Origin of the sequence: Pseudoalteromonas sp. OANN1 (assembly GCF_024124685.1) — a bacterium.
GTDB lineage: Bacteria > Pseudomonadota > Gammaproteobacteria > Enterobacterales > Alteromonadaceae > Pseudoalteromonas > Pseudoalteromonas piscicida.
On sequence record NZ_JAMXSE010000028.1, the window covers coordinates 1 to 26,791 of the forward strand.

At 43.4% G+C, this 26,791-nt stretch carries 26 protein-coding genes; 20 read left to right on the forward strand and 6 right to left on the reverse strand.

Features of this window, described 5'->3' with window-relative positions:
* The 6 genes from NH462_RS19410 to NH462_RS19435 form a co-directional block, all read left to right on the forward strand.
* Window positions 1-559 (forward strand): chemotaxis protein CheW (locus NH462_RS19410; protein WP_253107349.1); only part of this gene is annotated, 559 nt, incomplete at its 5' end.
* A 74-nt stretch (window positions 560-633) separates the two neighbouring features.
* Window positions 634-1,779, forward strand: a complete 1,146-nt coding sequence (locus tag NH462_RS19415) for a chemotaxis response regulator protein-glutamate methylesterase (protein WP_253107351.1) — start codon at window positions 634-636, stop codon at window positions 1,777-1,779.
* Between the two features lie 127 nt (window positions 1,780-1,906).
* Window positions 1,907-2,677: a ParA family protein gene (locus tag NH462_RS19420; RefSeq protein ID WP_010369100.1), complete on the forward strand. Its 771-nt coding sequence runs from the start codon at window positions 1,907-1,909 to the stop codon at window positions 2,675-2,677.
* Window positions 2,678-2,685: 8 nt separating this feature from the next.
* Entirely contained in the window at window positions 2,686-3,447 is a 762-nt protein-coding gene (locus tag NH462_RS19425; RefSeq protein WP_253107353.1) for a chemotaxis protein CheW, read from the forward strand.
* Window positions 3,448-3,471: 24 nt separating this feature from the next.
* Window positions 3,472-3,969: a chemotaxis protein CheW gene (locus NH462_RS19430; protein ID WP_010369098.1), complete on the forward strand. Its 498-nt coding sequence runs from the start codon at window positions 3,472-3,474 to the stop codon at window positions 3,967-3,969.
* Window positions 3,970-4,401: a DUF2802 domain-containing protein gene (locus tag NH462_RS19435; protein WP_253107355.1), complete on the forward strand. Its 432-nt coding sequence runs from the start codon at window positions 3,970-3,972 to the stop codon at window positions 4,399-4,401.
* Between the two features lie 290 nt (window positions 4,402-4,691).
* Here NH462_RS19435 and NH462_RS19440 read toward each other — a convergent pair whose 3' ends face one another.
* Both NH462_RS19440 and NH462_RS19445 read right to left on the reverse strand, forming a co-directional pair.
* Complete coding sequence (locus tag NH462_RS19440; RefSeq protein WP_088531003.1) at window positions 4,692-4,988, reverse strand: EscU/YscU/HrcU family type III secretion system export apparatus switch protein; 297 nt, start codon at window positions 4,986-4,988, stop codon at window positions 4,692-4,694.
* A 5-nt stretch (window positions 4,989-4,993) separates the two neighbouring features.
* Complete coding sequence (locus NH462_RS19445; protein WP_253107357.1) at window positions 4,994-7,444, reverse strand: flagellar hook-length control protein FliK; 2,451 nt, start codon at window positions 7,442-7,444, stop codon at window positions 4,994-4,996.
* Window positions 7,445-7,547: 103 nt separating this feature from the next.
* Between NH462_RS19445 and ccmA the strand changes: the two genes are divergently transcribed.
* Genes ccmA through NH462_RS19495 form a run of 10 tightly spaced genes read left to right on the forward strand, consistent with a single transcriptional unit; the run spans window position 7,548 to window position 15,285 of the window.
* On the forward strand, window positions 7,548-8,171 hold the full coding sequence (ccmA, locus tag NH462_RS19450) for a cytochrome c biogenesis heme-transporting ATPase CcmA (RefSeq protein WP_083838450.1): 624 nt from the start codon (window positions 7,548-7,550) through the stop codon (window positions 8,169-8,171).
* Window positions 8,171-8,857 carry a heme exporter protein CcmB gene (ccmB, locus tag NH462_RS19455; RefSeq protein WP_010606377.1) on the forward strand — a complete coding sequence of 229 codons (687 nt, stop codon included), beginning with the start codon at window positions 8,171-8,173 and terminating at the stop codon, window positions 8,855-8,857. Before ccmA ends, ccmB begins: the two co-directional genes overlap by 1 nt.
* A gap of 1 nt (window position 8,858) precedes the next feature.
* Window positions 8,859-9,596, forward strand: coding sequence for a heme ABC transporter permease (locus NH462_RS19460; RefSeq protein ID WP_010369087.1), 738 nt, complete (start codon window positions 8,859-8,861; stop codon window positions 9,594-9,596).
* 2 nt (window positions 9,597-9,598) lie between these two features.
* On the forward strand, window positions 9,599-9,802 hold the full coding sequence (gene ccmD, locus NH462_RS19465) for a heme exporter protein CcmD (RefSeq protein WP_253107359.1): 204 nt from the start codon (window positions 9,599-9,601) through the stop codon (window positions 9,800-9,802).
* A complete protein-coding gene (ccmE, locus tag NH462_RS19470; protein ID WP_010369083.1) occupies window positions 9,799-10,278 on the forward strand; it encodes a cytochrome c maturation protein CcmE in 480 nt (159 codons plus the stop codon). The genes ccmD and ccmE overlap by 4 nt, the downstream gene beginning before the upstream one ends.
* Before the next feature lies 1 nt (window position 10,279).
* On the forward strand, window positions 10,280-12,238 hold the full coding sequence (locus NH462_RS19475) for a heme lyase CcmF/NrfE family subunit (protein WP_253107361.1): 1,959 nt from the start codon (window positions 10,280-10,282) through the stop codon (window positions 12,236-12,238).
* Window position 12,239: 1 nt separating this feature from the next.
* Entirely contained in the window at window positions 12,240-12,812 is a 573-nt protein-coding gene (locus NH462_RS19480; protein WP_253107363.1) for a redoxin family protein, read from the forward strand.
* On the forward strand, window positions 12,809-13,273 hold the full coding sequence (locus NH462_RS19485; protein WP_039492487.1) for a cytochrome c-type biogenesis protein: 465 nt from the start codon (window positions 12,809-12,811) through the stop codon (window positions 13,271-13,273). Before NH462_RS19480 ends, NH462_RS19485 begins: the two co-directional genes overlap by 4 nt.
* Window positions 13,270-14,553, forward strand: a complete 1,284-nt coding sequence (gene ccmI / locus NH462_RS19490; protein ID WP_253107365.1) for a c-type cytochrome biogenesis protein CcmI — start codon at window positions 13,270-13,272, stop codon at window positions 14,551-14,553. The genes NH462_RS19485 and ccmI overlap by 4 nt, the downstream gene beginning before the upstream one ends.
* On the forward strand, window positions 14,554-15,285 hold the full coding sequence (locus NH462_RS19495) for a VacJ family lipoprotein (RefSeq protein ID WP_253107367.1): 732 nt from the start codon (window positions 14,554-14,556) through the stop codon (window positions 15,283-15,285).
* A gap of 47 nt (window positions 15,286-15,332) precedes the next feature.
* On the opposite strand, the gene NH462_RS19500 is transcribed toward NH462_RS19495, so the two are convergent.
* Together NH462_RS19500 and NH462_RS19505 are read right to left on the reverse strand one after the other, a co-directional pair.
* Entirely contained in the window at window positions 15,333-17,351 is a 2,019-nt protein-coding gene (locus NH462_RS19500; protein WP_253107369.1) for a TonB-dependent copper receptor, read from the reverse strand.
* 89 nt (window positions 17,352-17,440) lie between these two features.
* The gene (locus NH462_RS19505) at window positions 17,441-18,661 is read right to left on the reverse strand and encodes an HDOD domain-containing protein (protein ID WP_017218024.1); all 1,221 of its coding nucleotides are present in this window, start codon (window positions 18,659-18,661) and stop codon (window positions 17,441-17,443) included.
* A 318-nt stretch (window positions 18,662-18,979) separates the two neighbouring features.
* On the opposite strand from NH462_RS19505, the gene putP reads away from it, so the two are divergent.
* Window positions 18,980-20,461: a sodium/proline symporter PutP gene (gene putP, locus NH462_RS19510; protein ID WP_253107371.1), complete on the forward strand. Its 1,482-nt coding sequence runs from the start codon at window positions 18,980-18,982 to the stop codon at window positions 20,459-20,461.
* Window positions 20,462-20,546: 85 nt separating this feature from the next.
* Here putP and bcp read toward each other — a convergent pair whose 3' ends face one another.
* The gene (bcp, locus tag NH462_RS19515; protein WP_010369066.1) at window positions 20,547-21,020 is read right to left on the reverse strand and encodes a thioredoxin-dependent thiol peroxidase; all 474 of its coding nucleotides are present in this window, start codon (window positions 21,018-21,020) and stop codon (window positions 20,547-20,549) included.
* A gap of 9 nt (window positions 21,021-21,029) precedes the next feature.
* Window positions 21,030-21,563 (reverse strand): ACT domain-containing protein, encoded by a 534-nt coding sequence (locus NH462_RS19520; RefSeq protein WP_010369065.1) that lies wholly within the window; start codon window positions 21,561-21,563, stop codon window positions 21,030-21,032.
* A gap of 332 nt (window positions 21,564-21,895) precedes the next feature.
* Between NH462_RS19520 and bamC the strand changes: the two genes are divergently transcribed.
* From bamC to NH462_RS19535, 3 genes are all read left to right on the forward strand, one after another.
* Window positions 21,896-22,954 (forward strand): outer membrane protein assembly factor BamC, encoded by a 1,059-nt coding sequence (bamC, locus tag NH462_RS19525; RefSeq protein ID WP_253107373.1) that lies wholly within the window; start codon window positions 21,896-21,898, stop codon window positions 22,952-22,954.
* A 65-nt stretch (window positions 22,955-23,019) separates the two neighbouring features.
* A complete protein-coding gene (locus tag NH462_RS19530) occupies window positions 23,020-24,390 on the forward strand; it encodes a YjiH family protein (protein WP_253107375.1) in 1,371 nt (456 codons plus the stop codon).
* A gap of 578 nt (window positions 24,391-24,968) precedes the next feature.
* A complete protein-coding gene (locus NH462_RS19535) occupies window positions 24,969-26,777 on the forward strand; it encodes a hypothetical protein (RefSeq protein WP_010369061.1) in 1,809 nt (602 codons plus the stop codon).
* The last annotated feature ends 14 nt before the right edge of the window (window positions 26,778-26,791 follow it).

Genomic DNA, 26,791 nt, shown 5'->3' on the forward strand with positions numbered 1-26,791 from the left:
AACAAAAGAACAAATCTCAGACATTTCTGGTCGTGGTGTTGGGATGGACGTTGTTAAAACGAAGATCACTCAATTGAATGGCTCGGTAAATATCCAATCAGAGTTGGGGGTTGGTACCGTATTAGAGATTAAGGTACCGCTTACACTGGCTATTTTGCCTACCTTGATGGTGGTAGTCGGAGAGCAAACGTTTGCGTTACCACTTGCTGGCGTGAACGAGATCTTCCATTTAGATTTGACTAAAACGAATGTGGTTGATGGTCAGTTGACTATCATAGTGAGAGAAAAAGCAATTCCGTTATTTTATCTTGAACATTGGTTGGTAAAAGGTGCGAACAGGAGCATGAGAAAGGCTGAAGGCCATGTTGTCATTGCGCAAATTGGCACTAAACAAGTCGGTTTTGTGGTTGATTCTCTGATAGGTCAGGAGGAAGTCGTAATCAAGCCACTAGATGCGTTGTTACAAGGTACGCCAGGTATGGCCGGTGCTACCATCACATCTGATGGTGGTATTGCGCTTATCCTTGATGTCCCCAACTTATTAAAACACTACGCCTAATTTTATTAGGCGTAGTTCGAATTCTAGAGCAGCATTTGCTGCTCTGCTGTAGAGCAAATTAAAGAGCGTTGCCAATGGCAGTTAAAGTGTTAGTCGTAGACGATTCTAGTTTTTTTCGTCGTCGAGTCAGTGAAATTTTAGAAAAAGACAGTGAAATCAAAGTTATAGATTTCGCAGTTAATGGAAAGGAGGCGGTTGAAAAGGCCGCTTCATTACGTCCAGACGTAATTACGATGGACGTGGAAATGCCCGTGCTTGATGGGATCAGTGCGGTGAAGCAGATCATGCAGGCCACTCCGACCCCAATCTTAATGTTTTCTTCGTTAACTCGTGAAGGCGCTAGTGCTACGTTAGATGCACTGGATGCGGGCGCTGTAGATTTTTTACCGAAAAAGTTTGAAGACATCGCTCGTAATAGCGAAGAAGCAATTAAATCATTACAAAATAAGGTAAAGGAAATTGGCCGCCGTCGCGTTAGCCGTTTTACTCGCCCTAGCATTGCGACTCCGCCAAAGCGCGTCGAACCTAGAGCAACTCGTTCTGACACAGGAAGAACAACGATCCCTCAACCGGATAGAAGTTTTCAAAGACCGGTATCTGGTGGTACGTCTAGTGCTGCAGGAGCAAGAGCATCGGGTAAAAAATATGGACTGGTTGCAATTGGCACATCAACAGGCGGACCCGTTGCACTGCAAACAATATTGACCCAGCTGCCAGCAAACTTTCCTCATCCAATTTTACTTATCCAGCATATGCCGGCCGCATTTACACCTGCGTTTGCAGCAAGATTGAATAGTTTATGCCAGATTAAAGTTAAAGAAGCTGAGCAAGGTGATAGATTAATGCCTGGTGTGGCCTATTTAGCCCCTGGTGGTAAGCAAATGCTGGTTGAAAATCGCGGTGGCAGTAAGACACTAAAAGTGTTTGAAGATGATAGTCCAAGGATCACCTATAAACCCAGCGTTGATGTGACATTTGCAAGTGTTGCAAAAGCTTATGGTGGCGACACGTTAGCGATTGTCCTAACGGGAATGGGCGCAGATGGCCGAGATGGTGCTCGTATGCTAAAACAGGTGGGGGCCACTATTTGGGCGCAAGATGAAGCGACTTGTGTTGTGTATGGTATGCCTCAAGCTGTCGCTGGCGCTGGACTTTCGTCGGATAGTATCGCCCTACAAGACTTTGCTGCGAGAATTAATAAAGAAGCGGGTAACCAATAGACCAAGTCATTACTTGGTTGCTTTGCTTGAAGCTTGTAAATATCAAACGTCTAAAAAGAATGAATAACATTGAGTTGGTATAGTATCTATTGAACGAAATCAATAGTGATAAGCGAAGGAATATAGAGTGAAAATTTGGACAGTAGCAAATCAAAAAGGTGGCGTGGGTAAAACCACGACGACGGTGAGCTTAGGAGGCATTCTTGCTGAGCAGGGTCACCGAGTTTTGCTTATTGATACTGATCCACATGCTTCACTGACATATTACTTTGGTATTGATTCTGAAGAGTTAGAAGTCAGTGTGTATGATATTTTTGCACGCGGCAGCAGTATGACGAGTGAAGAAATTTTACAGTCGCTTTGCCCCTCAACCATAGAGAATCTTGATATTTTGCCTGCCACTATGGCTATTGCTACGCTTGATCGTAGTATGGGTAATAAAACGGGCATGGGGCTTATCTTAAAGAAATCGCTCGAAAAAATAGCGGATCAATATGACTATGCTATTTTAGATTGCCCACCAGTGCTTGGGGTACTGATGGTTAACGCATTAGCAGCGAGTGAGCGAATTTTAGTACCTGTCCAAACTGAATTTTTGGCGTTGAAGGGACTAGATAGAATGATGCGCACGATGGAGCTGATGCAGTCTTCACAGCAGAAACAGTATCAATATACTATCATTCCAACTATGTATGATAAACGGACCAAAGCGTCGTTGGAGGCGTATAAAACGTTGCTAGCAACATACAAAGAGGCCGTTTGGCCAGGTGTGGTTCCCGTAGATACCAAATTTAGGGATGCGAGTCTTGCACAGCAAGTCCCAGTACAATTTTGTCCTAAATCACGAGGCGTGTTCGCTTATCGTGCGCTATTGGACTATTTGAAGCAGTTAAGCTAGAGAGCATAATGAGTAAGCATTTATTTGCAAATGAAAAGGTGATGAAGCAGTATCTTGGCGCCCTATTACAAGAGGAGCCTGAGATTGAGCAATGCGAATTATCACCAGTTGCAAAGCTACTTGAACAAGTAAAAGAGCCGGAATCCGAACTTGAAGACACAGACTCTCCAGTTGTCGTTGCAACAGAGCCTCAGGAGTCGGTGAGTGAAGTTATTGAAGAACAACCGAGTAAATTAGCTCAAGATCTTGAAGTCACTGAAAATACATCTATTATCAAAGAACAGACAACGATAGAATCCGTCTCTGCAAGGGAAGCCTATCAAGAAGGTGAATTTCAGGCATTGTTTTTTGAAGTTGCAGGCTTAACACTGGCGGTTCCGCTTAAATCACTTGGGGGAATACACCAACTGGGTGAAGTCAATCAACTCTTTGGTAAACCTAAATGGTTTAAAGGCGTGATGCTAAATCGTGAAGAAAAGCTTAATGTTGTTGATACTGCGCGATGGGTAATGCCTGAGAAGTTAACACCAGAATTAGAAGATGCTCTGGATTACCAGTATTTGATTACGCTTGGGGATAGTAACTGGGGACTGTTAGCAGAGAAGCTAGTCAACAACTTAACACTCAAGCCTGAAGACATAAAGTGGCGCACAGCGGATGGTAAACGGCCTTGGTTGGCTGGGGTGATTAAAGAGAAAATGTGCGCGCTGATTGATGTAGAGAATTTAAACCGTTTGCTAGAACAAGGCCTCGATAGTCGAGAGCAGTAACTAGTATATTGATGGAGTGAAACCATGAGCCAAGATAGACTACTTTCTGCAGACAAAAATGCTGATAGTAATGATGAAGTATTGCAATGGGTTACTTACAAGCTTGAAGAGGAAACTTACGGTATCAATGTAATGCAAGTGCAAGAAGTATTGCGTTATACCGAAATTGCACCAGTCCCAGGTGCGCCAAGCTACGTACTCGGGATCATTAATCTGCGTGGTAACGTTGTAACGGTTATAGACACGCGAGCTAGGTTTGGCCTGCAAAGTGCAGAAGTAACGGATAATTCAAGAATTGTGATTATCGAAGCCGAGAAGCAAGTTATTGGTATCTTAGTCGATAGCGTTGCTGAGGTGGTTTACTTACGTAGCTCGGAAATTGACAGCGCGCCAAACATTGGCACCGAAGAAAGCGCTAAGTTTATCCAAGGCGTATCAAATCGAGAAGGCGAGCTATTGATCTTAGTCGATCTTAATAAGCTATTAAGCGATGATGAATGGGATGAGCTGAGTCATATCTAGATGTCTGAAGTAGTAAACGCACAAACCGTTTTACTCGTCATATCAATAACCTCAAGCATACTTGCGTTAGCATGCTTGAGGTTTGTTTTTGTGCTGAGTAAAAAATTACAGAATGCGCAGGGCCAAACAGCGCAACTTTCGAGCTCACTACAAGGGTCTGAGCAACAAATAGCAATATTACGCAGCGAAGTTGCAGAGTTACGTGCCAGTATCATGAGTATTGGCAAGCGAGTGGTCGCAACCGAGCAAGAATTAAATGATGTTGCGAATCAGCAAGCGGCACAGAAATATGATGACCCCGACGCAAAAATGTATTCTCGCGCCGTGAAAATGGTGGAACTTGGCGCTGATATTGAAGAGGTGATGCGCGAGTGTGAGTTGCCAAGAGCTGAGGCAGAGCTGCTGATGTCTTTACATAACAAATCAAAATGATTGTCTAGGGCCTGTTGACCTTTCAAGTTTGTTTTTGCAGCAGTTTGATTGGTATTTATACAAGGCAGAGCCTGCGTAGCATAGTTATTCTATGTAAGTTAGGCGATAACACAGAAGAAATTCCAATCAAGCGCTGCCCTTTGGGTTCCCCTGAGTGCGCTTTGTTCTTTGTTGCTCAACTTTTGCCTAGATTACTAGGCGGCAAGTCGAGCGTCGCGATCAAAACCCACTCAGGGGAACAAAAATCAAACAGCAAAGGTCAACAGGCCCTAGAAAGTAGGAAATTTTGGCTATGCCTTAATATCTAGCTTGCCACGAAAACCTTCCCAGCCAGGTGGAAACTTACCACGCATAATGTAAGAAAAAGCGATGAGTTCGGCAATCACATAGTAGAGCTCCTTTGGGATCTCTTGATGTAACTCAAGCGCACTGAGCGTTTGTACTAATGATTCATCTTCATGGATCATGATGTTTTTCTCTTTTGCCAGCGCAATAATTTCCTCTGCCAGCTCGCCATATCCTTTAAAGGTGACCTGAGGTGCGCTTCCGGCTTCATATAACAACCCGATTGCAGATTTTTGTGTCATCTCTTTTACACCTTAATGTTGATAATTGCGTGTTCATTAAAGAACTTATCTTGAAAGCTGGCTTCTTCCCTAAGGCCTATCTCAGCGACTTGTAGCCCATGAGATGCTAACTTATGTCTGAGCATTGCCAAATGTGGCTCTGCGAGCTGTTTGACCTGATTAGAGGTGGCTACTAATGCACATTCTAGAGCTTTATCCATCAGCTCGGCTTGAGCATGGATCTGACCTTTTTCAGCAAAATCAAAACAAAGACGAATAAACCACACGGATTTCTCTGGCATACCAGGTTTGGGCGACTTTTTATATTCACCTATTTGTAATTGTGTTTGCTGTTGCTCTTGTCCTACTTTAGTGGGGAAGAGCAGGTTAACAATCAACTGTGCTTCGCTGTCTTGTTTTGCAGAGTTGGTCGCTGTAGTGTGTGATTGTTGCGGTTGTAATTGATTATGCAATTGCCCCAATTCGTTCAACAGCTCTTTTGCTTGTGGTTGTTGAAGCGAGTCTGCTGCTTGCTTGGGGGAGAGCAGCTTCAGCTGTGGTAGCAGCGCATCCAGCAAAGCTTGTATTTTTTGTGTTGCTTGTTCATTGCTCTGAGCTTGGTTTGCCACCTGACTACCTAATAGCGACACAATTAAACGGTCCAACATTTGTGTAAAGCTCGATTGAGCTAAACTTGTTGGCGTGTTAGCAAAGGTTGCCACGCCCAGTTGGCTTTCTAACTGGTTTTTAACGGTGAGCGCGTTGACTGAGCGGTCATCAAGCAAGCGCGAAAATGCTTGGTTGACTAATTTCTGTAATTCAGGCGTTTGTTTGAATGTATCTGCTTTTGCGAGCTTTTCGATGGTTGCAGAAGCTTGGCGTAACATGTTTGGTGTGTTTTCTTTTTGTTCGGGCTTAGCCATGGGCAGAGTAAGCAGGGCTTCAATTACCCCTTTAATTTGATTGCTGGTAGGCTGAGGTACTTGAGGAGGCGAAGCGGTTACTTTTGTGCTTTGTGAATGTGTAAATTGCAACTGGAGCGTTTTAGCAGGATCTACAGGCACAGAACTCGCTTTACGATAGAGCGGCCGCTCTAAGACTTGTGTCAGCTGTTCAACTTGCTTGTTGCTAAGCGACAGTTTACCTGTGAGGGTGTCCAATAATAAGGACAGGGCTTTTTGTTTCACCTCAAAATCAACCGGTGGCGCTTGATATTTTGGTGTCTCTGCTAGCTGGTGTTGTAAGTAACGAGAAATGGAGCTGGCTAACTTTTCGTTTTGCAAAGGTGTGTGACTTTTTTGCAATGGTAATGGTTGCTTTGCCATCAGCTCTGTAAGATTAAGCTTTATTTGGTTTGAGAGTTGTTGCAGTGGCGTGCTTGATTTATTTTCATTGTGAGCACTTACTTTCTCGTTTGGCGCAAGCAGAGTTGAGACCGAGCGACTCAAAACATCATTTTTACCTTTCTTGACTGGGGAGTTCGCGGGCTGATCTACCTGATTTGTGAGTGGTTTACCAAAAGGTCTTCCGATCAGTACTTGCAACGCTTTTACTACCGTTGACTTAATTTGTTGCAGATTGACTTCAAGTAACGGTTTGTCATACGCCAGCGTATGTACTGACGCTAAGCGTGACTCAAGCGGTGAAGGTGCATCCTTATTGACTACGCTTACCTGTTGCAGCAAAGCGCTAAGCGGCTTTATGGTTTCTACTTTTACTTGTTGTGTCGATTTTGTGATATCAATTCCATTGAAAGCCGTTTTTACTTCGCCCTTTTGCCATGTGGTTGCTGCTGGCCAGTTACTGCTTATTGGCGATAAGGTGACTGAACGGTCATGAATGTTAAGTGTTATTCCGCTTGGCTGCGGCTTTACCTCAACATTGCTAAGTTGACTTGAGATAAGTTTTGCAATCATTGACTTAGGTAAAGCTGTACTAAACAGCAAGTCTTTAAATTGATTGACGACTTGCAAGGAAACATTACTTTGTTGGGCACTAAGATGGGCAATGAGTTTGTTTTCACTTGCGAGCAATTGTGCCACGGCTTGCGGAAGCGGTACTTTTAAATCAAGCGCCTTGATGTGTAGTGTGGCGTCTGGCAACGTGGTAGCTGAAGACTGTACTACAGGGCTTGGCGTATGTGTCTTTAGCGTCGTTAAAATATCAAAAAGCTGTTTTGTTAGCGTTACTTGCGCTTGTAATTTGGGCGTTTGAAAGGTGATCACCTTGCCAGTTTCATCGATACTAACCTGTGCTTCTGGAAGCTGATTGGGCTGGGTTGGAGGCTTAAGCGCTAGTTGGATAGTTTGCCAGCGGCCATCAATTGCCACATCCATTTTTAGTTTATCGTTACTAATTTGGATATTCTTCGCTGCAAACGGTTGGTTTTTGGCTAAGTCTAATCTCGATACTTCGCTATTATCTGTGCTTATCACAGATGCTGTCGTCGTATTTGTTGTAATTGGCAGCTTATTCATTATTTTAAATCAAATTTTCGCTAATCGGTCGCATCGGATTATTCGTATTACCATACCATTATGTTAGACTAACGCCCAATTTTAGGTAAAGAGAAGCCCAAGTTTGCTAGAGATAGACGCCGTCACTTGTACCAAACAAGATAGATGCTTGTTTGACTCATTAAGTTTCACTCTCCATGCGGGGCAGATCATGCAAATTGAAGGCCCAAATGGTGCCGGAAAAACCTCTTTGTTGAGGATCATTGCTGGGTTCGCCAGAGCGGACGAAGGGCAGATCCGCTACAACAGCACTGATATCAGCGATGATTATGATTCATTCGCTGCCGATTTATTATTTATTGGTCATAAGACAGGTGTCAATCAACAACTTAGCGCCTACGAAAATGTCCAACATTGGCTTATGGTTCATGGCGCTCAGGCCGATGAAGAAGAAGTCTATACACTGCTTGCCAAGCTCGGTTTAATAGGGCTTGAAGATGTACCTGTGCGGACATTGTCGGCAGGCCAACAGCGCCGTGTTGCGTTAGTACGTTTGTGGCTGAATCAGGCCAAGCTTTGGGTGCTAGATGAACCATTTACTGCACTGGATAAAAAAGGGGTCGCCATGTTGCAAACCCAATTTCAGTCTCATCTTGACAAGGGGGGCGCCATTTTATTGACGACCCACCAAGATCTCACCGCACATTTTGCACAGTTACAAACCTTGGCGTTGGAGTACCGTTTGTAATGCAGACTCAACATTCTTACTGGTTAGCTTTTAAATCGGTTTACGCCAAAGATGTGACCTTGGCCTTTAGACAACGCGCTGAGATAGTCAACCCGCTGTTGTTTTTCTTAATCGTGATCACCCTATTTCCGTTAGCAATTGGGCCCGAACCTGCGCTGCTTACCAGAATGGCACCGGGTATTATTTGGGTAGCGGCGCTTTTATCGACTATGTTAGGTCTAGATAAATTATTTAGGGACGATTACAACGACGGCTCATTAGAGCAATTGATTGCTTCACCTTATCCTTTATCGCTATCAGTATTAGCAAAAGTAGCAGCGCATTGGACAGTCAGTGGTTTGCCAATGGTGGTGCTTGCGCCCTTGTTCGCGCTGTTAATGAATCTCGAGTCGCAGTCTCTCAATGCGACTGTATTGACCTTACTGATAGGTACACCGTTATTAAGTTTTATTGGGGCCATTGGCGCAGGACTCACCGTTGCATTGCAAAAGGGTGGCATTTTAATGAGTTTACTCGTCCTACCGCTTTATATCCCCGTATTGATTTTTGCAACGTCTGCCATAGATACCAGTAGCATGTCTTTAGCGTATGGTGGTCAGCTTGCAATCCTTGGTGCGATGCTTGCCGTCGCAATTGTTGCCGCACCAATTGCCATATCGTCAGCTTTAAGAGTGAGTGTAAGTTAAAATGTGGAAGTGGTTACATCCTTATGCCAAAGCGGAGCGTGCTTACCAACTGTGTAACACCTTGCTTCCTTACTTTGCCGTGATTGCGGTAGTGGGCTTAATTGTTGGATGGGTTTGGGGGTTAGCCTATGCGCCAGCCGACTACCAACAAAAAGACAGCTATCGTATTATCTTTATTCATGTGCCGTCGGCTATCTGGTCAATGGGCGCATACTCGTCTATGGCTATTGCGGCTATTGTTGCCTTGGTATGGCAAATTCGTAATGCTGAATTGGCGGTTATAGCCATTGCTCCTATTGGTGCGGCAATGACCGCGATTGCGTTAATCACTGGTGCTGCTTGGGGTAAACCTATGTGGGGTGCTTGGTGGGTCTGGGATGCAAGATTGACGTCAGAGCTTATCCTATTGTTTTTGTATTTTGGTGTTTTGTCTCTATATCACGCCTTTGAAGATAAAAAATCAGGTGGTAGAGCTGCCTGTATTCTTGCCATTGTCGGGGTCGTTAATCTGCCTATTATTCATTTCTCGGTAGAGTGGTGGAATACGTTGCATCAGGGGTCAACTATCACCAAATTTGATACGTCAGCGATAGATCCTTCCATGTTGTGGCCTTTGTTGATCAACATAGTGGCGTTTGCGGGTGTGCTTGGCGTGGTTACCCTAATTCGTTTGAAAAATGAAATTTTACGAAGCGAGCAACACCGTCCTTGGGTCCGCGAATTAGTGAATAGGGGTTAATCATGCAGTTTGAATCCTTCAGTGAATTTTTAGCCATGGGTGGCTATGGCTTTTATGTTTGGCTCTCATTTGGCTCATGTGCATTAATACTTGCTGGTATCTTAGTCAGCTCTATCTTGGATGGTAAGAAGCTAAAGCAAGCAGTGAAAGCGCAAATGGCAAGAGAAGCACGCATTAGAAAAGCAAAAGAGGAGTCGCAAGCATGAATCCTAGACGCAAAAAGAGATTATTCACCGTTGTTGCCGTTATCTTTGGTATTGGTGCAGCGGTTGGCCTTACGCTGTACGCTCTACAAGAAAATATTAATTTGTTTTACACGCCGAGCGAGCTTGTTGAAGGTAAAGGTGAGTTAAAAGAAATACCGCAAATTGGCCAGAAACTGCGCATTGGCGGTATGGTTGTACCAGGGTCAGTGGTGCGTGATGAAACGTCTTTAGATGTGTCATTTAAACTTATCGACACCGGCCCTATGGTTACTATTCGTTATAAAGGCATTCTTCCTGATCTATTCCGTGAAGGTCAAGGTATCGTAGCGCAAGGGACGTTAGTTGAGTCTAATGTAGTTGAAGCGTTTGAAGTGCTGGCCAAGCACGATGAAGAGTACATGCCATCAGAAGTGGCGGAAGCCGTGAAAGGCATTAAGCACGAAAAGCCAAAATATAATTTAAACAGCGAGAACTAAGATGGTCCCAGAAATAGGTTACTTCGCTTTAGTTCTGGCGATGGCATTGAGCTTATTACTGTGTATTTTCCCATTGTGGGGTGCTTATACGGGTAATTTGAGGCTGATGAAAGCCGCTCCTTCACTGGCTGTTGGTCAGTGTATTCTTGTGGTGTTCTCATTTGTGGTACTGATCTACATCACATTAATGGATGACTTTACGGTTGCGTATGTGGCACATCATTCGAGCAGTACTTTGCCTTGGTATTATAAAATCACCTCAACGTGGGGTGGACATGAAGGCGCAATTTTACTGTGGTTAGTGATGCAATCCATGTGGACCATGCTGGTTGCAGTGATGTCAAAGTCGCTACCGTGGGTATTGCGAGCGCGTGTGTTAGGCGTACTTGGCTTTTTAGGTGTGGGCTTTATGCTCTATACCCTGTGGATGTCGAGCCCGTTTGAGCGTTTGCTTCCTTACTTCCCTGTTGAAGGGCGTGATTTAAATCCATTATTGCAAGACCCTGGAATGATCATTCACCCGCCACTCCTTTATATGGGTTATGTTGGCTTATCTGTGTCTTTCTCTTTTGCAATTGCTGCGCTTTTAACCGGTAAACTTGATAACACTTGGGCTAAATGGTCACGTCCTTGGACAATGGCCGCATGGGGCTTTCTTACTCTAGGCATTACTATTGGTAGTTGGTGGGCGTACTCAGAGCTAGGCTGGGGCGGTTGGTGGTTCTGGGATCCGGTGGAAAACGCTTCACTGATGCCTTGGCTTGTTGCAACCGCTTTATTGCATTCACTCGCAGTAACAGAAAAGCGTGGTGTGTTTAAGTCTTGGACCGTACTACTTGCTATCACCGCGTTTAGTTTATGTTTACTTGGTACCTTTATCGTTCGTTCTGGGATCATCGTTTCGGTGCATGCGTTTGCAACCGATCCAGACCGTGGTTTATATATCCTGTCATTCTTGGCTGTGGTTGTGGGTGGTAGCTTAGCGCTTTACGCACTGCGCGTAGCTCAAGTATATAGCGAAGGGCGTTATCAATTCATTTCGCGTGAAGTAGCGCTGTGGATCAACAATATCTTCTTAGTGGTTGCGACCTTGATTGTATTATTGGGCACGCTATTGCCTATGATCCATAAAGAGTTGGGCTTAGGCTCTATTTCTATTGGCGTACCTTTCTTTAACCAAATGTTTGCGATATTAATCGTGCCGTTCGCGATTTTGCTGGGTTTAGCACCTATGCTGCGCTGGAAACAAAATAAAATGCCGCCACTAGTGAAAAAATGGGCTGTATTGATTGCGGTGAGTATAGTGCTCACGGCGACGTGGTTGTACTCGAGCTACGAAGTGGTGGCGCCACTTACGTTTGTTGCGACCGCTTTAGCTGTGTGGATAAGTGTGGCTACTGCTGCTGACTTATTTAATAAAGTGACTGTTCACCCCAGTGTTGCAATCGGCTTTAAAAAGTTAGGATTAAGCTATTGGGCAATGGTACTCGGGCACGTTGGTATTGCCTTTGTTATCGCGTCGGTGACGTTAACTTCAGCATACTCAGTTGAGCGCTCCGTGAGCATGAAACCGGGTGAAACGGCGATGCTAAACGAGTACGAATATCGCTTTGATGGGGTAAAAGAAATTCGAGGCCCGAACTACGGTGGCCATGCAGGCGTAGTGACGGTATTCAAAAATGGTAAAAAAGTCACCGAGCTGCATGCAGAAAAACGCCGCTATGATGTAGGGATGCAGTTTATGACCGAAGCCGCTATTGATGATGGTTTCTTCCGTGATTTATATCTAGCACTCGGCGAGCCGCTTTCTGCAGGCGCGTGGTCGCTTAGGATCTATCATAAACCATACGTGCGCTGGATGTGGCTAGGTGGACTACTTATCTCTTTTGCTGGCTTCATTGTGCTTGCGGATAAACGCTACCGCAGCCGCGTGAAAAAATCATCCCAAGTGGAGGCTTAACATGAACCGCAAATTATTAGGTTTAGTGCCTTTTTTGATATTTATTTTCCTGTGTGTGTTTTTGTACCAAGGACTTTTTGGAAATCCTAGAGAGATCCAGACCGGCCGTTTAGGACACACTATGCCTGAGTTTTCATTACCGGACCTAATGGATAGTGATAAAACCTGGACCGCCGACTCGCTTAAGGGTGAAGTCTACTTGATGAACGTATGGGGCACTTGGTGCCCAACGTGTATCGCTGAGCTGGGTTATTTAACTGAGCTTAGAGAGCGTGGTGTGAAAATAATAGGTCTGTATTACGAGCAGGCTTATGACCCTGATTTTGGCGACCAGTTTGATATCAATGCTCTAAGACAAGGTGTCAATAACATGTTGAGCCGTGCAGGTAACCCATACCAATTTAACATTCTTGATTTGGAGCGTACATTAGCACTGGATCTAGGTGTTTCAGGCGCGCCAGAGACTTTTTTGGTAGATAAGCAAGGTAAGATTTTGTTGCATCATACTGGCGACATCAATGAACGCGTGTGGCGCACTAAGTTTGCGGCAATCTATCAGGAGTTAACGCAATGAAATATGTAATTGTTTTGCTTTTAATGATGATTACTGCAGCGGCACAAGCAACGGAAGACAAATATAACTTTGCTACAGCTGAACGTGAGCAAACTTTCCGAGAGCTGACTCATGAGCTACGCTGCCCGAAATGCCAGAACCAAAACATTGCAGATTCAGATGCCGTCGTAGCCAAAGATCTGCGTGATAAAGTCATCGCTTTGGTTAATGAAGGTCAGTCTAAGCAAGAGGTCATTGATTATATGATCGACCGCTATGGCTATTTCGTTCATTATCAACCACCTGTTACGCCTGCAACGATCGTACTTTGGGTACTGCCAGTGGCAATCATTATTTTAGGCTTCGGCTTTATTGTATTTCGTCAAAAACGCGCTGCGAAAAAGCAAGATTGGAATGCAGCGGACGAACAAAAGCTGACTGAGCTCATTAATCAATATCAACGTCAGGAGCGTGAGCAGTGAGCGAATTCTCGACAGATTTAACCCAAATGTGGTTTTTGTTTCTTCTGCTGGGCGTATTTGCCGGTCTCTTTGTGGTTTTTCCGTTTATTAAAAAAGAAAGACGCATCACAGTTGATCATGATGCGAATGCCGAGCGTATCGATATTTTCCATCAGCGTTTGGAAGAGCTAAAAGAAGAGCTTGCCAATCAGCGTATCGAAAAAGACAGTTATAATGAATCTGTGGTTGAACTCAAGCGTCGCTTATTGAACGAGTTATCGCCTGAACAATCATTGACGAGTCGTGGTGACAACCGTGTGTTGGCGCTGACGGGTATTGCATTTATGGTGCTGGTGACAGGTGTCTTTTATTACTACACGGGTAGTCACAGGCAAATAGCGAGCTGGCATGAAGCCGTTGAAAAGTTACCTGAGTATGGTGAGCGTGCAGTAATGCAATCTGGAGAGCCGCTCAATGCCAATGAGCTACAAGCATTTGCGCTGGGGCTAAGAACTAAACTAGCAACAGCTGGCGATGATGCAGTTGCATGGATGTTACTTGGTCGTGTTGCAATGTCACTCAATGACTTTGAGATGGCGATGCAGGCATTTGATAAAGCACTCGTGATGCAACCTAATAACAACAATGTCCTCGTGAATTATAGCCAAGCATTGTTGATAGAGGGCTCAGAGCCAAGTATGAATCGCGCGGCAAAAATGTTGTCAAAAGTGCTCAAGAATGATCCAACGAATATTGATGCGATAAGCTTGCTGGCGTTAATTGCCTATGAACGTCAAGATTGGAAAGAGTCAAAAGCCGCCTTTGAAGTCTTGTTGTCACAATTAACCAAAGATGATCCGCGTTATGAGATGATTGCAGGGCGCATTGCTGAAATCGAACAAAAGTTGGGTCAACAAAAAGACGAACCAGTGGCTGTAAAAGCTGGTATTGTCGCTACTGTAACCATTTCAGCTGAGTTACAGAATAACATTCCAAAGGACAGCACCTTGTTCGTGTTTGCAAAAGCAGCTGAAGGTCCTGCCATGCCATTGGCGGTGGCCAAAATTACAAACTTTAACTTGCCAATGACGGTAAACCTAGATGATAGTATGGCAATGATGCCTGAATTAACCTTGTCGAAATTTTCTCAAGTTACGGTCACCGCACGTATTTCTAATGATGGTTCAGTAATGCCTTCAGATGGAGAACTTGAGGGTGTTTCAAGCGTAATTGAACTTCAACAAGGCGAAAATCAGCTCAATGTCGAGATTAGTCGTGTCTTAACAAATACAGGGAAATAAATGCTTAAAGCCGTGCTCACAGGCTTACTTGCGTTGACCATTGTTGGTTGTGCGCAAGTACCCGAAGAGAAAAAGGATCCACGAGATCCATTTCAATCACTTAACCGCCCACTCTATGACTTTAACATGGATGTGTTGGATGCCTATATTTTGCGTCCTGTTGCTAAAGGGTATGTCGCGGTGACTCCCGCTCCTGTACGCAGTAGTATCGTCAATTTCACCACCAACATCGCCGCACCGACCGATGCAGTAAACGCGGCATTGCAGGGTAAGCCTGATCATATGGCAATCAATGTTGCTCGCTTTTTAGTTAATTCTACGGTCGGTATTTTTGGCTTGTTTGATGTTGCGAAAACACTTGGCCTTGAGCTTAAAGACGAAGATTTTGGCCAAACCTTGGGGGTTTGGGGTGTTGGCGATGGTGCGTATATTATGATCCCAGGTATGGGACCGACGACCGCGAGAAACTTAACGGGTGATGTAGTCGATAACTTTGTCTTGCCAGAAATTGCACTCACTACGCCACAAACAGTATTAGTGTTTGCGCTGCGGGCGGTTGAAGCAAGAGCGGCTTTGATGTCACAAGAAAAGCTGCTAAATGAGTCGCTTGATCCATACACTTTCTTAAAGGATGTCTATTATCAACGTCAATTGTACGAGCTATTCGATGGCAATCCGCCAATAGAAGAAGAGCCGGATGATTTTGACGAGAACTTTTTAGAGAACCTGTAAAAAATAAGGTCGGCAATCGCCGACCTTTTCGTTATCTTAGTATACGGTTAAAAGCGCCAGTTAAGATTTGCCCAGAGCGTCCGTCCCGGCTCATTGACTCGATCAATTTGGTCAAAGCCACTTACTGCGGTGCCGGAGCGACTTAAATGTTCGGCATAGGTTTTATCGAGTACATTATCTACACCAGCACTGAGCTGTAATGCGTCGCTATATTGATAATTGGTATTGAGTGAAAGCGTGCCAAAGCCTGCCGTTGCAGTGATGTCCTGCCCTGCAATATTCCCCTGTCCAATCGCCACTCTGTGCTGATGTTGTACTAATCTTACCAATCCGCCTAGTTGCCACTTATCGCTTAGTTGGTAATTGCTTGCAATACGTAGTTGCAGAGGTGGTTGCTGAGCTAATGCGAGATTGTCGGTAAGGTTATTACCCTTTACGTAGTTGATACTACTGGTGAGTTGTAGCGCTTTGCTCGCTTGCCACATTACTTCACCCTCAAAACCTAAGGTTTCTGCGTCAACATTTCTGGTCACTTTTGATGTTATATTCATCTTTTCAAACAGATTGTCGATTAATAAATAGTCGTCAATTTGGTTATAGAACACCGAGAAATTGACGTTAATGTCTTTGAACTGCTTTACCAATCCAGCATCTAATTGCACGGTTTTTTCAGTATCGACATTAAAGGCAGAAATAGACGTTTCACTTCCTCGGCTACCACCGACTACTTCCCAGTAATCGGGAAAACGCTCTGTAACGCCGAAACCGACAAAATAGCTACTGTTTTCAGATTGTGCTTGATAGCGGCTAAATCCGCTGAATAACGTATCGTCTCTTGTTTGTAGGGCGGTTGGGTTTGGTTTCATCGACATCATTGCGCTTATCATGGTGCGATGATCTTCACTTTGCCAATCATCAATGCGCAATCCGCTGACCCATTGGCTGGAGCGAGTCAATTGATATTCGAACTCGGCAAATATACCGAGTTGTCTAAATTCAGCATCTATTTGGCGTGGCATCGTTTCTACCGGATTGTTGAATTGATCTCGGCTGACTCGATTGCGGTGCTCATTTACTTGGTAATCGACACCGTAAATAAAAGTATGTTGGGCATTGATTTCTGAAGTCAACGTAAGCTTTGCGCCATAAGTTTTACGGTCAGGGTTGGAGGAGGTTGGGGTTTTCATCATCATATTTGCAACAAAAGGGCGTAAGCTATGATTGTCCATGATGTGGTCAACGTAGTTATAGTATGCGTTGAATGATAACTCTTCAATCAGTGATGAAAGGGAAGATAATTTGATATTCAGGCCAATATTTTCTCGATCGAAGAGGCTGCCATCCATCATTCGGTCGGCATAGGCAACTTCACCATCGCTTACCCCGTAAGTGATAGAGTAAAAAGCGTCATCGCTTGGGGTATAGGCAAACTCTGTGTCTATATTCCAGCGTTCATACGCTGAGTGAACTTTGGTGCCATTACCATCTTCATAATCATCTGCATCACTGTAATTTGCTGCTATCCGAGCGTATCCGCGTTCATTACCAGCCTTGATATCACTGTTAACACTGTGGCGGCCTTGGCTCGAAAGCACCGCATTGGTAAAGCCAATCACTTCAGATTTAGCTAGGCGTTCATTTTCACGTTCAAACACCACAGTCGCAGCACTGTTGCCTGGACCATACAACACAGTTTGTGGGCCTTTGATGACTTTTAAGGTGTCGTAGGATTGTGGCGTAATATATGCCGTAGGCGGGTCCATGCGGCTACCGCAACCACCAAGCGTTTGACCATTATTGGCGATAATGGCAATTCTAGAGCCTGCCATGCCACGAAACACAGGGTCAGCGCTTGCGCCGCCTTTTTTAATTAGTGAGAACCCCGCAATTGAAGAGAGTAAATCCGCGCCATCTTGTGCTGGTAGTGGTTGGCGTACTGCTTTGGTATCCGTTGTTAGCGTAATTGGTGTTTGCATCGGTGCAATAACAACGATTTTTTCAATTTCATCAGCATGGGTGATGGGGGATAAGGAAACAATAGCGAGAGAGAGTAGGGTGCGTTTCATAAGTTCACTTTGAAGTTGTTTTAGTGCACTTATTTTATCGCTATCAGTTGCTTAGCGGGATGCGACAGATTGTCGCATCCTTTGGCGGGTTACTCTATCGCTTTTATTTGAGTGTCACTCCACACTTGCGACTTTTGATATAGCTCGGCGATATTCTGGCTGGTTACGCCAAGAGATTTTGATATGGTTTCAACACTATCCCAGTCACCCTTTTCCATAGATTCAGCAAGGTCCAGATAAATACCAAAAGCACTCGGTTTTTTCAGTAGGGTTGATTTAATTTCTTGAGATAAGGGTAATTTCGTCAATAAACTGGCCATATCGTCATCGAGAATGGCGTCCATCAGTGACATCATGCCAACCAAAAATGTACTTCCAGTATCAGAGATCTTATTGGCCTTGGTTGCTATTGCTTCCATAAAGTGTGCGCGCAATAAAGAGAGTGAAAGTAGTTCTTTGGGCTTTTCAGTATTAAGCTGTGAAGCAAATAATAATGAGATCAGACGCTTAAGCTCTTCACTACCGAGTACAACCAAGGCTTGTTTAATCGTTGATATTTCTGCTCGGCGTTTAAATACAGCACTATTTGCATAACGAAGAAGTTTGTAGCTTAGGTTTACATCACGCTCAAAGACCTGTGTGATCCTAGCAAGGTCGGGCTCAACGCTTGAAGTTTCATAAAGCAATTCAGCCATGGCTAATTCCGAAGGAGCCAACGCTTTGGTTTTGACCATTTCGGGTTTGGCAAAAAAGAAGCCTTGAAAATATTTGAATCCAAGCGACTTGGCGAGCTCAAACTGTTCGTAGGTTTCTACTTTTTCTGCCACTAAATCAATGTTTGGGAAATCCTGTATCGCGGCTTTAATGGCATGGATTTGCTCTAGGTTAGTTGCCAACAAATCGACTTTTATCTGGTCAATATAGGGAAAAAAATGGCGCCACACATTTTGGTGATGGTAATCGTCAAGTGCAAGCGTATAGCCTTGCTCTTTAAGCTCTTTTACACACGCTAAGAGTCGTTTCCCCGGTTGTACCGTTTCTAATATTTCTACGACGACTTGTTCAGGCGCCAACATTTGCACATAGCCTTTTGCCAGCGTCTCTAGAGTGAAGTTAATGTAAGCAGGGCGTTGATTTGTGAGGTCATCAAGACCAAAGGTAAACTGGCTGCCTTCAACCAAGCGACTTGTTGCTTCATCACCGTCAATTTCGGGAAATACATTATTTAGGCCATCACGAAATAAAAGTTCGTAGCCAATCAATTCCCTTTGGACATCAAAAATTGGCTGACGAGCCGCGTAAAAGTACATAGATACTACCGTCCAAACAAAATGCTATTGGCTTTAATATAAGGTAAAAGTGCGATCAGGTCACGCTGGGAAATTGAGTTTATAGAATATGGGTAAATACAGAACATAGGGCGAATGATAATTAACCAATTGAATTAGGTACGAATAAAATACTGTTTTGATCAATGGTCGCAGGTGGTTGGGTGTATGGTTTGTGCATGTTATAGTGGGTTCTTTATGTTTTTGGCTTTTATTCAAAGTGAGTTAGAAATCGAATAATTAAGTGATAGAAAAAGCTCACATTTGGAGAAGAGCCCAACTAACAATTAGGAGGCTAATTTGGAGATAGGTACGATAATCTCTCTCGCACTGTATTTTATTGCGATGTTGGGAATTGGGTTATACGCATATAAAAAGTCGACCAGTGATGTGTCAGGCTACATGTTGGGCGGTCGTAGCTTACCACCAAGTGTAGCGGCGCTTTCAGCGGGCGCATCCGACATGAGTGGTTGGATCTTAATGGGTCTGCCGGGCGCTATGTTCCTGTATGGTTTTAGCAGTACATGGATTGCAATAGGTCTTGTGATTGGTGCTTGGCTTAACTATTTATTGGTTGCACCACGTCTGCGTGTTTACACAGAGTATGCAAATGACGCGATAACCATTCCTGACTATTTTGCAAATCGTTTTGAAGATAAAGGAAACGCGTTAAGAATAGTTTCAGCGTTGGTGATCATTGTTTTCTTCACCTTATACACCTCCTCTGGTGTGGTTGCTGGTGGTAAGCTGTTTGAAAGTTCATTTGGTATGAGCTATGAGAGTGGTTTATACATCACCACCGGCGTTGTTGTGCTTTATACTTTATTTGGCGGCTTTTTAGCGGTGAGCCTGACCGACTTTGTGCAAGGTTGTATTATGTTTATCGCTTTGATTTTAGTGCCTTTAGTTACCTTCTCACTGCTCGATAATCCGCTATCTCAAACACTAAATGAGTTAAACCCAACGATGTTAACGTGGGTTGGCTCGGCCGGTGCAATAGGTATTATCTCGGCAATGTCTTGGGGTCTTGGCTACTTTGGTCAACCTCATATTATCGTGCGCTTTATGTCTGTTCGAAGTGTGAAAGACATGCCGACAGCGCGTCGTATAGGGATGAGCTGGATGATAGTTGCAGCGCTCGGTGCTGTGGGCACAGGTTTGTTTGGTGCAGCTTACGCACATGAACATGGGATTGTTGTGGATGATGCCGAGACCATTTTCTTGATTTTATCTCAGCTATTGTTCCACCCGTTGATTGCAGGTTTTTTACTGGCAGCTATTCTTGCCGCAATTATGAGTACTATTTCTTCGCAATTGTTAGTGAGTTCAAGTTCGTTAACTGAAGACTTTTATAAGATATTTTTGAATAAGAATGCTTCGGATAAAGAACTGGTGCTTGTTGGTCGTACTAGTGTACTAGTTGTAGCGCTTGCTGCCATTTATCTTGCGTACGACAGAGATAGCTCGATTCTAGATCTTGTAAGTAATGCTTGGGCTGGTTTTGGTGCCGCATTTGGCCCACTGGTGCTGATAAGCTTATTCTGGTCTCGCATGAACTTTGCTGGCGCGCTTGCTGGTATGGTATCTGGCGCGGTGACTGTGTTGGTATGGATCTATGGTCCGTTTACTTATAATGGTGAGCCGCTTAGCGCGACATTATATGAAATTGTTCCTGGATTCATTGTTGCGACAATCGCTATCTTTGCTGTCAGCTTACTGACCAAGGAGCCAAGTAAAGAGATTACGACGCTATTTGATAAAGTAGAAAAAGCGCTTGATTAAAGGCGGTTGAAGTGAATAAAAAACGGAGCATTCGGCTCCGTTTTTTATTTCTTAAATATACGTAAATACGGTTTAAGGAGTCACTTTAAGCTTGCTCTTTTAAGTGGTTAATCACGACTTCATGGTGATCTTTGGTTTTAAACTTATTGAACACGTGCTTGATGGTACCGTCTTGACCGACTAAGAAAGATAGGCGATGAATACCATCATATTCTTTGCCCATAAATTTCTTTAGTCCCCACACACCAAACTCATCGGCTACCGCGTGGTCTTCATCCGAAAGTAAGTCAAAGTTGAGTTCTTTTTTGTTTTCAAAGTTCTTTAACTTTTTCACAGGATCTGGACTAATGCCAACGGCTACGGTGTTTAATTCAGCCAGTTCAGCTTTGTGGTCGCGTAGATTTTCGGCCTGAACCGTACAGCCCGGGGTCAATGCTTTAGGATAAAAATAGACTAAAACTTGGTGAGACTTTAATAAAGTAGCAAGTTCAACGGTCTCGTCGTTTTGGTTTTGCAGTGAAAATAGTGGCGCTTGATCACCAACTTTTAAAGTATTCATAGTAAATCCTTAGCGAATGCGTCTAAATATATAGTCTACGTTTAAGGAGTGAGAAAGATCTTCGAACTGAACTTTAAAGTTATCAATATCCACATCCACTGGAATATTAAACTCAAGCTCGCAGCGCATATGTAGCTCGTCTTCTTGCTCAAAGGTATCTGACTTCAGTGAACAAATATTCACTCCTTGTGCTGCAAAATAGCGCGTTACTTTGCTTAGTGTACCGGGAGTATCTAGTCCTTCATATTCCAAAGTATAACCTGCACTGTATTCGCCTTGCTGATGGCTCGACGTGCGTTTCATCATGGTTAAGAGACCGAGTTCCATCCCTTTTGCTGGTAAGGTATGTTCTACACGACTAATAGACGCCATGTCACCGGCGAGTAACATAATAAAGGTAAATTCATTTCCCAATATTGCGATACGACTGTCGATAATATTACAGTTGCAGTCACTCACAAGCTGGGTCAATTCGCCAACAATACCAGATCTGTCTTCTCCTATTGCGGTTAAGACAAGTTGATGGTTTGCATGCATGGTCATTTTGGAACCTCTGATTTCACGTAATGCGCTCAAGGTTAATAGTTAACGCGAAATACTACCATATCTGAGTTTTAGCGCTAGCGCGTTGTAATAAAAAATAGAATTAGGGTTGCGTGGCATGGTTGCTTGTTTTTCTAATATATGACAAGTAACATAAGGCAAAATTTTGGCTATGGGATGTGTGTTCCCAGCATAGTACGTGGAATACTTGATACCATAGCGTTATTAATTCAAAGATTGTCAATTTTTGGCAACTTTGTGTGAACCAATTCGGCAATCCTAAATCATAACTTTGATTCGAATAATAATAGGGTTTGCTAAGGAGTAAATGAGTGCAGTATTGGATCCCAAAATCACTGGTTCTTGGAATTGCCGTGAGTCTAAGCGGCTGTAGTATTTTCACAAATGATGCACATCATGAAAGAAATTATCGTGCAAATGCACCGGTGAAAGCCCCTGAGGGCTTAGCTCAGCCTTATCGAGACCCTGAATTTGCAATGCCAGTCGGCCAATATGAAAATACAGCTGAACCGGTAAGTTACCGTGCACCGCAACAGGTACTAACAGTTGCGCAAGGCAGTTGGGTAGAGCAGGGCGAAGAAGCTGCAAGGATCTTTTTTGATAAGAATGACGGTATAGAAGATTTACCGGCATTTATTTGGCGTGCTTTGGATGGCGTTGTGGCGATGCACAATGCCGGACTTGAAAGCGATAACAAGGCGCAAGGCTCGGTAACCACAACCTGGTATTCACTGATCAAGCCAAAAGACAGCTGGTTTTGGGAAGAAGCAACAGAGCCATCTAAGCAAAAGTTTAAGTTTACTGTCGAGCAAAAAGAACATCAGCGTACGGCGTCAATTCGAGCGGAATTAGTAGATTATCAAGGCGATGGTGAGTTAACTGCGCTTCAGAAAAATCACCTCGAAGTTCGGGCACTGAACGAAGTCGTTTCAGAATTTGACTATCAATATCGTCTACTGCAAGTTGAAATGCGTAAGCGTCAGGGTGTACTGGCACTTGAACTTGGGTTTGACAAGAATGGTGATTCCGCGCTTCTGACTGAAAAAGGTCAAGAAGCGGTGCTTGATCGCTTCTCAAACTTCCTAGAAAGAAGTAACTTCACGGTTGTCCGTGTCGATAGAGAAAAGCAGGAAGTTTTGGTCCGTTACGAAGCGCCTGAAAGCAGCGTTTGGGATTCTATTTGGGGTGAAGAAGCGGTTGTGTTGCCAATTGAAAATGGTGATTACACGATAAAGATCGCTCAAGCGCAGGATACGCGTACTTCAATTACCTGGAAGGATAGCGAAGGTAACGTACTTGATGCAAACACCATGAATAACCTGCATCAAGCCTTGATCACTTTGCTTAGGCAAAAAGGTCTAACAATCTAATAAATATAATAATTTAAAAACGAAAAGAGCTTCGGCTCTTTTCTTTGTTTTTGTGGAAGTAAAAAATGACAGAGAGCACTATGACACCACGCTCCACCTTACAAACGTGGTTTGCGTTTATCGTACCGTCATTGATTGGTATCTTTTTATTTATGACGCCAGTGGCGGTGGGGGAAGCAATGACTATCCCAATCGCTGTTATGGCGAAGTGGTTACAAGCGCAAGTCGCTCCTTTTATTAAAGACATGATTGTCGCAATAGTATGTATTACCGGGATCATGAGTTTGGTGATGAAGCTCCTAAGACCCCAAGCGCTATTAAAAATAACCATAATAAAGCACTTATTTGACGTTAGCTGGGTTTGGTTGATAACCCGACTAGTCGGCATGGTGTTTATTGTGCTTACCTTCAATGGTGTTGGTCCAGAAGCGATCCATTCAGAAAACACAGGAGCATTAGTGCTAAATGACTTGTTACCTGTACTCTTTTCTGTCTTTATTCTTGCTGGCTTGTTACTGCCATTACTACTTAACTTTGGTCTACTTGAGATGGTTGGTACACTCTTGACCAAAGTGATGCGCCCGCTATTCGGTGTGCCAGGTCGTAGCGCGGTAAACTGTGTTGCTTCTTGGCTTGGCGACGGTAGCGTAGGTATCTTGATGACTGCTCGACAATATGAGGATAAACATTATACACAACGAGAAGCGGCTATCATCGGCACCACATTCTCTGCGGTTTCCATTACTTTCTGTTTAGTTGTTATTGGTCAAGTTAAACTCGAACACCTGTTTGCTCCTTTTTACCTCACCGTATGTGCAGCTGGCTTTGTTGCAGCGATCATAGTGCCGCGCTTACCACCGCTAAGGTTCAAAAAGGATATCTATGTAGATGGTAGTGATCACAATCAAGATTCAGAAGCGGTACCAGAAGGAAAAGGCCTATTAGGTCATTCTTTGGATATTGCACTTGCTAAGGCTAAAACGGCACCTGGGCTTAAAGGAACATTAGAAGAAGGCCTGTACAATGCCTTAGATATGGTATTTGCTGTACTTCCCGTGGTTATGGCAGTTGGTACTTTTGCCCTGATCATCGCAGAATACACCCCTGTATTTCAATATTTAGGTACACCTTTCGTTCCTTACCTCGAGCTACTCAATGTGGCAGAAGCCGAAAAAGCAGCACAGACAATCGTTGTCGGCTTTGCTGATATGTTTATTCCGTCAATCCTTGCTGCAGGCTCTATTGAAAGTGATACCACTAGGTTTATCGTTGCCGCAATGAGTGTTACCCAGTTAATTTACATGTCTGAAGTTGGGGCATTACTGCTTGGTAGCAAAATCCCAGTGAATTTGTGGGAGCTATTCCTAATCTTTATTTTAAGAACGCTTATTACCTTGCCTGTTATCGTCTTTATGGCGAAATGGTTAGTCGGCTAAAATAAAAAACCCCCTACTATGCGAGGGGGTTTTATTTGAATAGCTAAACTTTTAGCTAATTCTTCTAAAGAGAATATTTTCCTTATCACTACTCCGCTTCATCAAAGTAACTTCAAAGTCATTCCCTCGTCTGTAAATCTAACTGGCCCTATTGACAGGTTTAGCACATTACCGATTCTATTAGAGACTTTGCTCAAGTATGGTAAATCAATAGCCTATCGTAACCGTATAGCTAGCCGAAAGTATAACAGCCTAGCTCATTCTCCAAGCAAGCTCCGATTCGTTCCAAAGCTTCTTAAGTAGCATGTGTGGATAAACCCCGTTACCTTTAAGAACTTAAGTTCTATAAAATTAACCTTGTTAACTATTTATTTTTGTTTTTTACGGGATGTTCAGCTGTGGCTTAGGGTTGGTTATAAGTACTTGATTATAATAATTTGTTTTTTCCTGCTTTGTTTATTTTTGTTTTTATTTTGGGGTTTATTGTTTATTAAATGTAACTTTTTGGGTTTACATGTGGGGCTTGCAACGCTAGTATGTTCCTGCTTAAGGAAAACATAGCTTAAGGAAGCTGATTTATGTACGAAGTAAAAGGATTCGGCGTATTACGTTTTGCCGCATTTTTTTTCATAGCTAGTAAAAGTTATGCATCGGGAACTGAAAACTCATGTCAAGTATCAGTACAAGTTAGAGATTTTATGCCTCGTACTTGTTATTCCGAGTATTCTGAATCTAGTTGTAATGATATTTGCGTTGCCGCAGAACCTTCTATGGAACCATCGTGTTTTAGGAAGATAGAGCTGCCTTGTGGGATAAAGCAAGAGCTTAAAGCATCGGCATTAGGGTACCAAAACAGAAATGGTCATGAATGGTTTCATGTCACCGACTTAATGAATCATACCGCCTTGATTGAGCAATATTATGTATTGCAGCAATCGCTTTACGGTGAACTATATAAAGATTTTGTTAACCCTGCAGATGTTGCAGGATTTAGTCCTGCAAGTGATAGCCTTCGAAAAGTTAATTTTAGACTGAATACTATAAGCTCAACTCGAAGCGTTGCAGCGGGTTTGTCACATGCTGCGCTCTACAGAAGATATGAGTATGGCTTGCTACTCGAAGAAAAGTTAAATGCGCATTTAGCGAAAGTGAATGCAAATATCAATCAATTTGACTTAATGAGTGCTTTTGAGAAAGAAAATCTAAAGGTGGAGATAAATCAACTGGTTGATAGCCAGACCCGGCTTTGGAAAATTCTCAAAAAATATGATGCAAGTACAATTTTATCAAGCAGGGTGCGAATTATTAATCGCAGACTTACTGCATTGAATGATTCACTAATCCTCATTCCATTTGTTCAACAACAAGCATTTATCAACAAGACTCAGGTATTAAATGCCTATTTTGATGTCAGCTTCAGACAATGCGAGACAACGACTTGCTTTAACGCACTTGATGCTAGCGCCGTGGTTATTGATACCGATTATGACAAAAAACTAACGTATTTTGAGTTATATTTGGAGCAGTTAAACAATGAAGCCTCTTTGCTGAGCAATGCTTATTCGAGTGATTATCACCCTGTTGATCCTGCTTTTGTTCGAATGCCGACTTTCGCAGGGTTTGTAACTGAGCACTATCAGGATATGCGAGCGCAGGGCACAGAACTCTCTTTGAAAAAGCTAGCGACTGCGATTAATGTTGCTTATTTAGCTAAAAATGTTGATGGCCGAAGACTGTCTCAAAAGCTTGCACAGACGGCTGATAGTACGATTGATGGCTTCAGTTCAATAGCGCCATTTAATGAGCAGCACACATTGTTGTGTAAAGAGTACACACGAATAAACCCGCAACTAAGCCAGTTTCAGCAAGAGAGTTTCACTCTTGGTCATGAAGCTAATGAGCTAATTGCTACATTGATTGATTTTGGTTTAGACAGTGAACAGCTCGCTCGATTAGAGTGGATCATTACACGATTAAATGTCTTGGCGGCTCAATCAATTCAAATTGCGAACCTCAATATCACCGAAGTTGATAGGTATCAATCGGTAGTATGGAAGTTGGACCAAGCAGACAATTTCTTCACAAATAATGGCAACATCGAAATAGAATACTTGGAATACGATGGACTTTATTGGACACCAAATATGTTGCCATCAATCCCAGAGATAATGCCATCCATAGTCAATATCTCCACGCCTGAAAGTACGTTATTCCCCACCGGCAGCGCATCGGCAGGTTCGATGAATGTACTTCAAATGTTAATAAAGCAAAATCCCTTTAGTGCCTGTTCTGAGAACAATAATGAACTACAGCTCATTATAAAAGCGGAATCACCAAATGGTCAGGTTAAGCGGCACATTCTCAGAGCTACTCTAGAGCAACTCTAAGAAACGATAACTAC

Bases quoted from the DNA above. Each gene is read 5' to 3' on its own strand.
- NH462_RS19415 (WP_253107351.1), top strand. From the start codon at position 634: ATGGCAGTTAAAGTGTTAGTCGTAGACGATTCTAGTTTTTTTCGTCGT.
- NH462_RS19425 (WP_253107353.1), top strand. From the start codon at position 2,686: ATGAGTAAGCATTTATTTGCAAATGAAAAGGTGATGAAGCAGTATCTT.
- NH462_RS19430 (WP_010369098.1), top strand. From the start codon at position 3,472: ATGAGCCAAGATAGACTACTTTCTGCAGACAAAAATGCTGATAGTAAT.
- NH462_RS19435 (WP_253107355.1), top strand. From the start codon at position 3,970: ATGTCTGAAGTAGTAAACGCACAAACCGTTTTACTCGTCATATCAATA.
- NH462_RS19440 (WP_088531003.1), bottom strand. From the start codon at position 4,988: ATGACACAAAAATCTGCAATCGGGTTGTTATATGAAGCCGGAAGCGCA.
- NH462_RS19445 (WP_253107357.1), bottom strand. From the start codon at position 7,444: ATGAATAAGCTGCCAATTACAACAAATACGACGACAGCATCTGTGATA.
- ccmB (WP_010606377.1), top strand. From the start codon at position 8,171: ATGCAGACTCAACATTCTTACTGGTTAGCTTTTAAATCGGTTTACGCC.
- NH462_RS19460 (WP_010369087.1), top strand. From the start codon at position 8,859: ATGTGGAAGTGGTTACATCCTTATGCCAAAGCGGAGCGTGCTTACCAA.
- ccmD (WP_253107359.1), top strand. From the start codon at position 9,599: ATGCAGTTTGAATCCTTCAGTGAATTTTTAGCCATGGGTGGCTATGGC.
- ccmE (WP_010369083.1), top strand. From the start codon at position 9,799: ATGAATCCTAGACGCAAAAAGAGATTATTCACCGTTGTTGCCGTTATC.
- NH462_RS19475 (WP_253107361.1), top strand. From the start codon at position 10,280: ATGGTCCCAGAAATAGGTTACTTCGCTTTAGTTCTGGCGATGGCATTG.
- NH462_RS19480 (WP_253107363.1), top strand. From the start codon at position 12,240: ATGAACCGCAAATTATTAGGTTTAGTGCCTTTTTTGATATTTATTTTC.
- NH462_RS19485 (WP_039492487.1), top strand. From the start codon at position 12,809: ATGAAATATGTAATTGTTTTGCTTTTAATGATGATTACTGCAGCGGCA.
- NH462_RS19495 (WP_253107367.1), top strand. From the start codon at position 14,554: ATGCTTAAAGCCGTGCTCACAGGCTTACTTGCGTTGACCATTGTTGGT.
- NH462_RS19500 (WP_253107369.1), bottom strand. From the start codon at position 17,351: ATGAAACGCACCCTACTCTCTCTCGCTATTGTTTCCTTATCCCCCATC.
- NH462_RS19505 (WP_017218024.1), bottom strand. From the start codon at position 18,661: ATGTACTTTTACGCGGCTCGTCAGCCAATTTTTGATGTCCAAAGGGAA.
- bcp (WP_010369066.1), bottom strand. From the start codon at position 21,020: ATGAATACTTTAAAAGTTGGTGATCAAGCGCCACTATTTTCACTGCAA.
- NH462_RS19520 (WP_010369065.1), bottom strand. From the start codon at position 21,563: ATGACCATGCATGCAAACCATCAACTTGTCTTAACCGCAATAGGAGAA.
- NH462_RS19530 (WP_253107375.1), top strand. From the start codon at position 23,020: ATGACAGAGAGCACTATGACACCACGCTCCACCTTACAAACGTGGTTT.
- NH462_RS19535 (WP_010369061.1), top strand. From the start codon at position 24,969: ATGTACGAAGTAAAAGGATTCGGCGTATTACGTTTTGCCGCATTTTTT.